General features: G+C 58.1%; 5 protein-coding genes. 4 read left to right on the forward strand and 1 reads right to left on the reverse strand.

All coding sequences use genetic code 11. The features are described 5' to 3' along the window. Nucleotides 1-497 precede the first annotated feature (497 nt). The 4 genes from AAAC48_RS13870 (at nucleotide 498) to AAAC48_RS13885 (ending at nucleotide 6,694) form a co-directional block, all read left to right on the forward strand. A complete protein-coding gene (locus tag AAAC48_RS13870; RefSeq protein ID WP_340654737.1) occupies nucleotides 498-3,551 on the forward strand; it encodes a GAF domain-containing protein in 3,054 nt (1,017 codons plus the stop codon). Beyond that, nucleotides 3,548-3,937: a response regulator gene (locus AAAC48_RS13875; RefSeq protein WP_340654738.1), complete on the forward strand. Its 390-nt coding sequence runs from the start codon at nucleotides 3,548-3,550 to the stop codon at nucleotides 3,935-3,937. The genes AAAC48_RS13870 and AAAC48_RS13875 overlap by 4 nt, the downstream gene beginning before the upstream one ends. Further along, the gene (locus tag AAAC48_RS13880) at nucleotides 3,934-5,181 is read left to right on the forward strand and encodes an adenylate/guanylate cyclase domain-containing protein (RefSeq protein WP_340654739.1); all 1,248 of its coding nucleotides are present in this window, start codon (nucleotides 3,934-3,936) and stop codon (nucleotides 5,179-5,181) included. Before AAAC48_RS13875 ends, AAAC48_RS13880 begins: the two co-directional genes overlap by 4 nt. Nucleotides 5,182-6,112: 931 nt before the next feature. Further along, nucleotides 6,113-6,694 (forward strand): Holotricin-3 precursor, encoded by a 582-nt coding sequence (locus AAAC48_RS13885; RefSeq protein WP_340654740.1) that lies wholly within the window; start codon nucleotides 6,113-6,115, stop codon nucleotides 6,692-6,694. Nucleotides 6,695-7,124: 430 nt separating this feature from the next. On the opposite strand, the gene AAAC48_RS13890 is transcribed toward AAAC48_RS13885, so the two are convergent. Continuing rightward, complete coding sequence (locus tag AAAC48_RS13890) at nucleotides 7,125-8,228, reverse strand: IS110 family transposase (RefSeq protein WP_340654741.1); 1,104 nt, start codon at nucleotides 8,226-8,228, stop codon at nucleotides 7,125-7,127. Between the last annotated feature and the right edge of the window lie 18 nt (nucleotides 8,229-8,246).

The following is an 8,246-nucleotide window of genomic DNA, read 5'->3' on the forward strand; positions in this document are numbered from 1 at the left end:
CCCAGGCTTGCAACAGTTCCTATTTCGAACCCGATACCGTCTTTTTGACAAACGCCGTCGATCAATGAGATCGGCCGCCCAAACTGACGTGATCGCGGGTACGAGATAGCGCTCGTATAGTTCCGGCGCACCGCCATCAAGTTGCCAATGTTCCTGCTCTGACATTGAAAGCCTATGTCGTGACGTTCACAGGTTGAGTACCATTTAGCATGACAAGGCGCTGTGGTCAGCAACGGGACATTCGCGCTGGTTGGGTTAGTTTGCACCGTTTGGCGCCGTACTAGAACTTCGAACTTATGGTTAGACCCTAATAAATGCCTCGCGCCTGGCTGGATAAGGCTCAATGGAAGGCTCCGGCCATTTTCCTGGGCCCCTTCAAAATTTGCGACGGAACCTCAGATATTGTATTCTCTTCGATCTGCCGGTCACCGGCCTTCGTCGCCCGGGAGGCGGGGCCACGGCGAGTTGGTCGCTAGGGTTCTTCGGTGGAGGGGCGCGTGGTGGAAGAATCGAGCGTCAGTCTCAGTCGCCAGGTCGAGTTGCTGAAGAGGGAGCTCGGGGGGGCGATCGAACAGCAGACTGCGACGAGCGAAATCCTTCGCGTCATTTCGATCTCACCCACTGACGTGCAGCCCGTGTTCGATGCGATAGCGGAAAACGCTGCGACCCTGTGTGGGGCCGAATTCTGCTTTGTCTGTCGGTTCGACGGAGAGCTTCTCCATCCGGTCGCCTACCATGGCATCTCACGCGAAGGCATCGACGCGGTGCGTGCCTTTTTCCCCCAGAAACCAAATCGGGGCAATGTAACGGGACGAGCCCTCGTCAGTGGCGCCACAGAGCAGATTCCGGACGTCTTTGCCGACCCTGAATACCGGGTGCTCTCCGTTGCAAAAGTCGTCTCCTTCCGCAGTGCCATCGGCGTGCCGCTGATCCGGAAAGGACGTCCGATCGGATCAATCGCCGTAACTCGGCGCCGGGTTGGACCTTTTCCGGAGCGGCAGGTCGAACTCCTCCAAACATTCGCCGACCAGGCAGTGATTGCCATCGAGAACGTCCGCCTTTTCGAGGAGGCGCAGGCGCGCAACCGAGAGGTCACAGAGGCACTCGAACAGCAGACGGCAACAAGCGAAATTCTGCGCGTCATCTCGACCTCACCTACCGACGTGCAGCCGGTGTTTGACACGATCGCGCTGCGCGCCGCCCGACTATGTGGCGCCCAGTTTTGCCACGTGTTTCGCCATGACGGCGAACTGCTCCACTTCGTGGCGTGGCACCGGCTGGAGCCGGAAGGCGTCGAAGCCGTGCGCGCACTGTTTCCGTCCCCACCCAATCGAGGCAGTGCCGCCGGGCGATCCATCCTTAGCCGATCGGTGGAACAGATACCGGACCGGCTTGTCGATCCTGAGTATACGGCCCACACCACCCTTGGCGCGCAATCCGCGAACTACCGAAGCCTGGTAGCCGTGCCGATGATGCGCAACGGCAATCCAATCGGAACCATTGTTGTCGCACGGACCGAGCCAGGAATTTTCCCCGATCGCCAAGTCGAACTCCTCAAGACCTTCGCCGACCAAGCGGGGATAGCGATCGAAAATGTCAGGCTGTTCACCGATCTGGAGACACGCAACCTCGAGCTGAAAGAATCTCTACAGCAGCAGACTGCCACAGCGGATGTTCTTAAGGTCATTAGCCGGTCGGCGTTCAACCTCCAGGCAGTACTCGACACCCTTGTCGAGTCCGCCGGGCGATTGTGCGAGGCTCACGATGCGGCAATATTCCTGAAGGACGGAGATATGCTCAATCTAAGAGCGCATCACGGGCCTATTCCCATCGATTTTTCGGGCTGGCCGGTGTCACGCGATTGGGTTACAGGGCGCGCCGTTGTTGACCGAAGGCCGATCCATGTACCTGATCTGACCGCCGCGCCCAACGAGTTTCCGGACGGCCAGGCGATGGCCGTGCGGATGGGGCACCGCACCATTCTGGCAGCACCTCTCCTTCGGCAGTGGGAAGCAATTGGAGGTATTGTCATTCGCCGGACTGAATGTAGGCCGTTCACCGAAAAGCAAATCGAGCTCGTCCAGACCTTTGCCGACCAGGCGGTCATAGCGATCGAGAATGTGCGGCTGTTCGACGAAGTCAAAGCGCGGACTAGCGAGCTGACGGAAGCACTTGAGCAGCAGACTGCGACGGCTGAGGTGCTGAAGGTCATCAGCCGGTCCGCATTCGACCTGCAAGGGGTCCTTGACACCCTCGTAACTTCCGCTGCCCGCCTTTGCGATGCGGATATGGCAACAATGACCCGTCCCATGGGAGACGCGCACTATCCTGTCGCCAGCTACGGCTTCTCGCAAGAATTCGGCCAATATCTTCGGGCTCTCCCGCTGGAGCCGGGGCGCGGCACTATAGTTGGCCGAACCCTGCTCGAAATTCGGCCGGTTCAGGTCGCCGACGTTCTCGATGATCCGGAGTACGAGATGCGCGAGGGGCAAAGACTTGGCGGGTTTCGGACTGTACTCGGGGTGCCGCTCTTGCGCGAAGGTAGCCCGATCGGCGTGCTCGCATTAACCCGCTCGACCGTGCGCCCTTTCTCGGAAAAACAGATCGAGTTGGCGTCTACGTTCGCCGACCAGGCAGTGATCGCCATCGAAAATGTGCGTCTCTTTGAGGAGGTGCAGGCGAGAACCGAGGAGCTGTCGCGCTCGCTCGATGATCTGAGGACTGCACAGGACAGGTTGATCCAGACGGAGAAGCTCGCCTCGCTCGGGCAGCTGACAGCCGGGATCGCTCACGAGATCAAGAACCCCTTGAACTTCGTCAACAATTTCTCGGCGCTATCCATCGAGTTAATTGATGAGTTGCATCAGACACTTGACGGCGCCCTCACCGATGGCGTGATGCGCGCCCAGATCGACGAGCTGGCTGCGATGCTCAAGGGCAATCTCGAAAAGATCGTTCAGCACGGCAAGCGCGCCGACTCGATCGTCAAGAACATGCTCCTGCACTCGCGCCAGGGGGCTGGCGAGCATCGGCCGGCCGATATCAACGCCATCCTCGAGGAAAGCCTCAATCTCGCGTATCATGGCGCCCGCGCCGAGAAGCCAGGATTCAATGTCACGCTCGAAAAGTCGCTCGATCCTGCGGCCGGAGAGGTTGACCTGTATCCGCAGGAGATCACGCGCGTGCTTCTCAACCTCATCTCGAACGGCTTCTATGCGACGAGCAAGCGCGCGGCCTCAGAGCCCGGCGACGGTTATGAGCCGACGTTGGCCGCAGCAACTAGGAACCTCGGCGACAGCGTTGAGATCATTATCCGTGACAACGGCCCCGGCATCCCGCCGGAGGTGCGGGAGAAGATGTTCAACCCATTCTTCACCACCAAGCCTGCTGGCGAGGGGACGGGTCTCGGCCTTTCCCTCAGCCACGATATCATTGTGAAGCAGCATGCCGGTTCGATTGAGTTGGACACAGAGCTTGGTCACTATACTGAGTTTCGCATCCAATTGCCGCGGATAGCCGCCGTAGTCGCAAAGCCGGAGGGCAAATCATGAACCTCCTTATCTTGGTGGTCGATGACGAGCCGGATATCGAGCTACTTTTTCGACAGCAATTCCGCCGTGACCTGCGCGCTGGCCGCTTCATGATGGAGTTCGCACAATCGGCGCCGTCTGCACTCGAACGTATAGCCGATGCAGCCGATGTCACGCTCATTCTCATACTGTCGGATGTCAACATGCCAGGGATGAGCGGACTCGAACTCCTCCCAAAGGCGAAGAACATACGGCCTGACGTGCCGGTAATCATGATCACCGCTTATGGCGATGCGGAAACGAAACGGAGAGCGCAGGAATGCGGCGCGGAAGCGCTGCTCACCAAGCCGATCGACTTCGTCGCACTGCGAGAAGAAATCGACATGCGAGTTGGGCCGACCGCATGAGCACCAGGATACTCGTTGTCGACGACGAAACGGATCTGGAAATCCTTCTCATCCAGAAATTCCGCAAGCAGATCCGCGAGGGCATGCTGCGCTTTCTATTTGCCCACGACGGGGTCGAGGCTTTGGCCGTACTTGCGGCCAACCAAGACGTGGACATGGTGCTAAGCGATATCAACATGCCGCGCATGGACGGTTTGTCGCTGCTGGCGAAGCTTCAGGAGAGGGACCAGGACCTGTCCACGATCATCGTCTCCGCCTACAGCGATATGGCCAACATCCGCACGGCGATGAATCGCGGCGCCTATGATTTCGTGACGAAGCCGATCGATTTTCCCGATCTGGAGGCGACGATCGCCAAGACGATCCACCACGTAGAGGCACTACGCGAAGCGCAGCGGCGGCAGACGGCGGCCGAGCAGGCGCGCGCGTCGCTTTCCCGTTACTTTTCGCCCAATCTCGCAGAACGCTTGGCCAGCAGCGCCAATGTCCTCGACCTTGGCGGCACGCGCCGGGAGGTTGCCTCGCTCTTTACCGATCTGGCGGGTTTCACTACACTAGTAGAGACGATCGAGCCGAAGGTGCTCGGGCCGCTCCTCAATGATTACATCGTTGGCATGACCGACATCGTGTTCGCCCATGACGGTACAGTCGCCAAGATCATCGGTGACGCGCTCCACGTGCTTTTCGGGGCACCTTCCGATCAGCCGGACCATGCCAGTCGTGCGGTGGCCTGTTCGCTTGCGCTTGACGCGTTCGCGTGGTCTTTCCGTGAACACTGGAGCAAAAAGGGAATACCTCTCGGCCACACCAGGATCGGCGCGCATGCCGGCACGGCCGTGGTCGGTAATTTCGGGGGAGGAAGATTTTTCGACTACAGCGCCTATGGCGACACTATCAATGTTGCCGCGCGTCTGGAAGCAGCCAACAAAACGCTGGGCACTCGGATTTGTGTGAGTGGCAGCTTGGCCGCGAAAGTGCAGGGTTTCTGCGGCCGACCCGTGGGCGACCTGCTCCTCCGAGGCCGGTCCGAGCCGATCCGCGCATTCGAGCCTCTTGACGCCAACAGATGTGTCAGTCCAGAGACACAGGCCTACATAGACGCCTTCAAAAAACTGGAAGCGTGCGATCCGGGTGCAATTGCGTCGTTCGCCGCGCTGGTCGGTCGCAACGCGGAGGACCGGCTTGCCAGCTTTCATCTGAAGCGCCTGCTAAACGGCGGGACCAGCACGACAATCGCCATTTGAAATCCCCGGCCGGATCGGCGAGGCCAAACCTTGCCGGAGCGTCAGGTTCTCAAATTTCAAATAACGTGTGTCGGTTGGCACTTAACGCAAGAATGCACCAGATCCGTTCGTGCCAACTTTGGCATTTAATAAGGGTCGTCCTCAGACTGTGTGACCGATGGGTAGGGAGAGCGGCAATATCCGGGCCCGCAATAGTTCAATGCTTGCACGGCCAACATTCCGCGTGAGCGGTTTTCAACCGGTTCATTTGTCCGTTGGTGTGGCCATTGCTCCAGCGTTTCGGTTAGCGCGTAACTGACGACGGTGAGATCTCGCCGCAACGTGCGAGCAAAGCGCTGGACGGCGTAAATGCCGGATTGCTGGGCATCAACAAGCCAGATCTCAAGACGTTGAGTATCCTTGCTTTGTAAGATGCCCCGAAATCGCACGGCAAGCCTGCGCATCGCCGCGAAGTCCGGCGAGGCGCTTCAAGGATTCGAACCGACGATCTGCTGGTTATGATCCAGCCGAGATGACCACTTCTCGACTCCGCGTGGAACGAAAATGACGGAACATAGTTAGTTGTAGGTTAGCCAACAAATGGAGGCTTGCTCAAATGTCGGACGATAATTGAAAACGAGACAATCGCAATGGCTCGAAAGTTTCGGCGAGCGAAGATTACGAAGTCCAATACCTCATGACAAAATACGATCAGAAACCGTGCGCTTGAGCTGATCGCCAAACACGGAGTAAGTCGGAAGAAAATTGAGAATGAATTGGATGCCGTTAACATCTAGAATATGGTGAATAGGTTTCCATGGCTCGGGGAAGCTTTTCCCGAGCGAATAAGGTCTTGTCTCACATGTGATCAACCGGTAGTTCTAGCACACTCGGGCCGTATATTGACGCCAGTACCAGCTCAGTTTGCAGAGCGTATATCAGGAGGTGGAGTATGAAACAGCTCAAGTTTGGTCTCGTTGTGGCCGCGTGTCTTGGTTTGGTGGTTGCAGGGACAGCCACAAGCCGATTCAGTCTGGTTGGACCGGCCCTTGCCGACAAGGGCGGCAATGGCAATGGCGGCGGTCATGGAAATGGCGGCGGTCATGGAAATGGCGGCGGCAGCGGCAAGGGCAACAGCGGTAATCACGGCAAATCGTCCGGTCACAGCAAGTCGGCCAGCACAAACGACAAAACGAAAGTCCAACACGATAAGTCAAAAGCGCAAAAGGCGCAAAAGGCTTCAGTTGATGTTGAAGACGATGTCGTCGTTGACGAGATTGATGACAACACGCTTGGCCCATTGAACGCGGCGCATGCTTCGGCGCGAGCTAGGGAGCGCGCAGCGTCCAACTCGTCGGTCGGCAAGATTGCCACCTATGAGCGTAGCCGCGAAGCGGCGTTGGCACTGACGGATCCCGTACTGCGCGAGCAGGCGCTGGATGACGCGGTAGCGCAGCTGGAATCGGATTTCGGCCGTACCCTGACCGACGATCAAGTTGATCAAGTCAACGCACTGCTCGATGCAAGGCAGTAGACTTTTAGCGCCAGTCCGCGCGAAATGATCTTTGTACAGCGGCCCCAGGGCCGCTGTTTTCATTTGATCCACAATGCCCAACCACGGAAAACGGGACACACCACTCTCATGTTCGCCTTTTCAAGTCGCAGGAATAGAAATTCTTTCGCCCGATTTTCTCGGACGTCGTGTTTCGTGTGATTGCGTCCTGGGGAAAGCAGGAGGCACGGTCTATGAACGACGGTGGATCATGCTCTGATACGCGGGTTGGTTACCGCCGGACCTGATGCGTCGCGGAGCTTCCTCTGTCTAGAATGCAGCGTCGGAACGAATCCGGCTGATAGTGGAAACGAGGGTTCTCCTGCCGTGACCGTGCCCCCAGCCTTGCCCAGGTGCACATGGCTTTCTGATCGGCTCTTCTCCTCCTCGATGAGCTGGACTTTGAGAGTGTTCAATGCGGTGAGACCTGACATGCAATCGCCCAGACGAAGCCAGACAGTTCCCGAGCAATCGCCGTCGTTACTGTCGTTGCCGGCTTTCCGGCCTTGGTGAGCTTTCGATAGCGACTGCACAGCAGCACCTGCGCTTTCCATGCTGTGTCACGGATCGTTTTTGGAAGCTGCTCCTGGCGCAGCAATTGTTCGCGGCTAATTCTCGCAGGAAACCGGTAACTCCATGCCGCTTCAATCAGCATGCGACGTGCAGTTCCGTTCCCCGCTTTTGTAATTCCGCCTTGGCGTCGAGTGCCGCCGCTCGAATGCTCCGATGGTACAAGCCCCAGATAGGCCATGAGTTGACGCGGATTGGTAAAGCGACTGATATCACCCAATTCGGCAATTATCGTTGCTGCGGTGACCAAAGCCATGCCGCGCAGCGACTGCAGAGCGTGCACGACCGGGGCCAGCGACCAATCGCTCAACATCATCTCGATTTGCTTTGTCAGCCGGTCTCGTCGGTCTGTTGCAGCCTCGATCGTGGCGATATGATCCTCGAGCACAATAAGGTGGGCTGGTTGCTCGAAGCGAAGGCCTGCCAGCCAACGGCGGTGCATCTGCGTCCAGGCCGGACGGCCATAATGACAGCCGTGGCGCAACAGAAATCCGCTGAGTTGTTGGCGCGCGTGTCGCAGACTGCGTACGGCAGCCAGGCGCGCCCGCACCAGATCACGCATCGCCTCATGGGCGGGATCTGGTATCCAAACAGCGCTCAGCTCGCCAGCACGATGAAGCCTTGCCAGATTGTTGGCATCCCGGCGGTCTGTCTTGATACGATCGCCAGGCTTTCGAGGGATCAAAGAGGGAGCGACGACCACGCAGTCATGACCTGCGGCAGACAGCTGCCGCTGAATGCTGTAGCCGCAAGGCCCTGCTTCGTAGCAAAACTTCAGCGTCCGGCCCGGTTGCGAAAGCTTGGCCAGCATACGGGCCAATGCTGCTGGTGTGTTTACGATCTGGCCAAATACGCGTGCGTCACCACGTCCTTCACCATCAGCAAGCGCGACCGAAATCGTTTCCTTGTGAACATCCAATCCGACATATGTGATAGTATCTTCCATGGCCCGTCTCCTATGCAT

Origin of the sequence: Phyllobacterium sp. (genome assembly GCF_037994405.1) — a bacterium.
GTDB lineage: Bacteria > Pseudomonadota > Alphaproteobacteria > Rhizobiales > Rhizobiaceae > Phyllobacterium.

What these genes read in the sequence shown, in the direction of transcription:
- AAAC48_RS13880 (WP_340654739.1), top strand. Translation starts at nt 3,934, where the DNA reads ATGAGCACCAGGATACTCGTTGTCGACGACGAAACGGATCTGGAAATC.
- AAAC48_RS13885 (WP_340654740.1), top strand. Translation starts at nt 6,113, where the DNA reads ATGAAACAGCTCAAGTTTGGTCTCGTTGTGGCCGCGTGTCTTGGTTTG.
- AAAC48_RS13890 (WP_340654741.1), bottom strand. Translation starts at nt 8,228, where the DNA reads ATGGAAGATACTATCACATATGTCGGATTGGATGTTCACAAGGAAACG.
- AAAC48_RS13875 (WP_340654738.1), top strand. Translation starts at nt 3,548, where the DNA reads ATGAACCTCCTTATCTTGGTGGTCGATGACGAGCCGGATATCGAGCTA.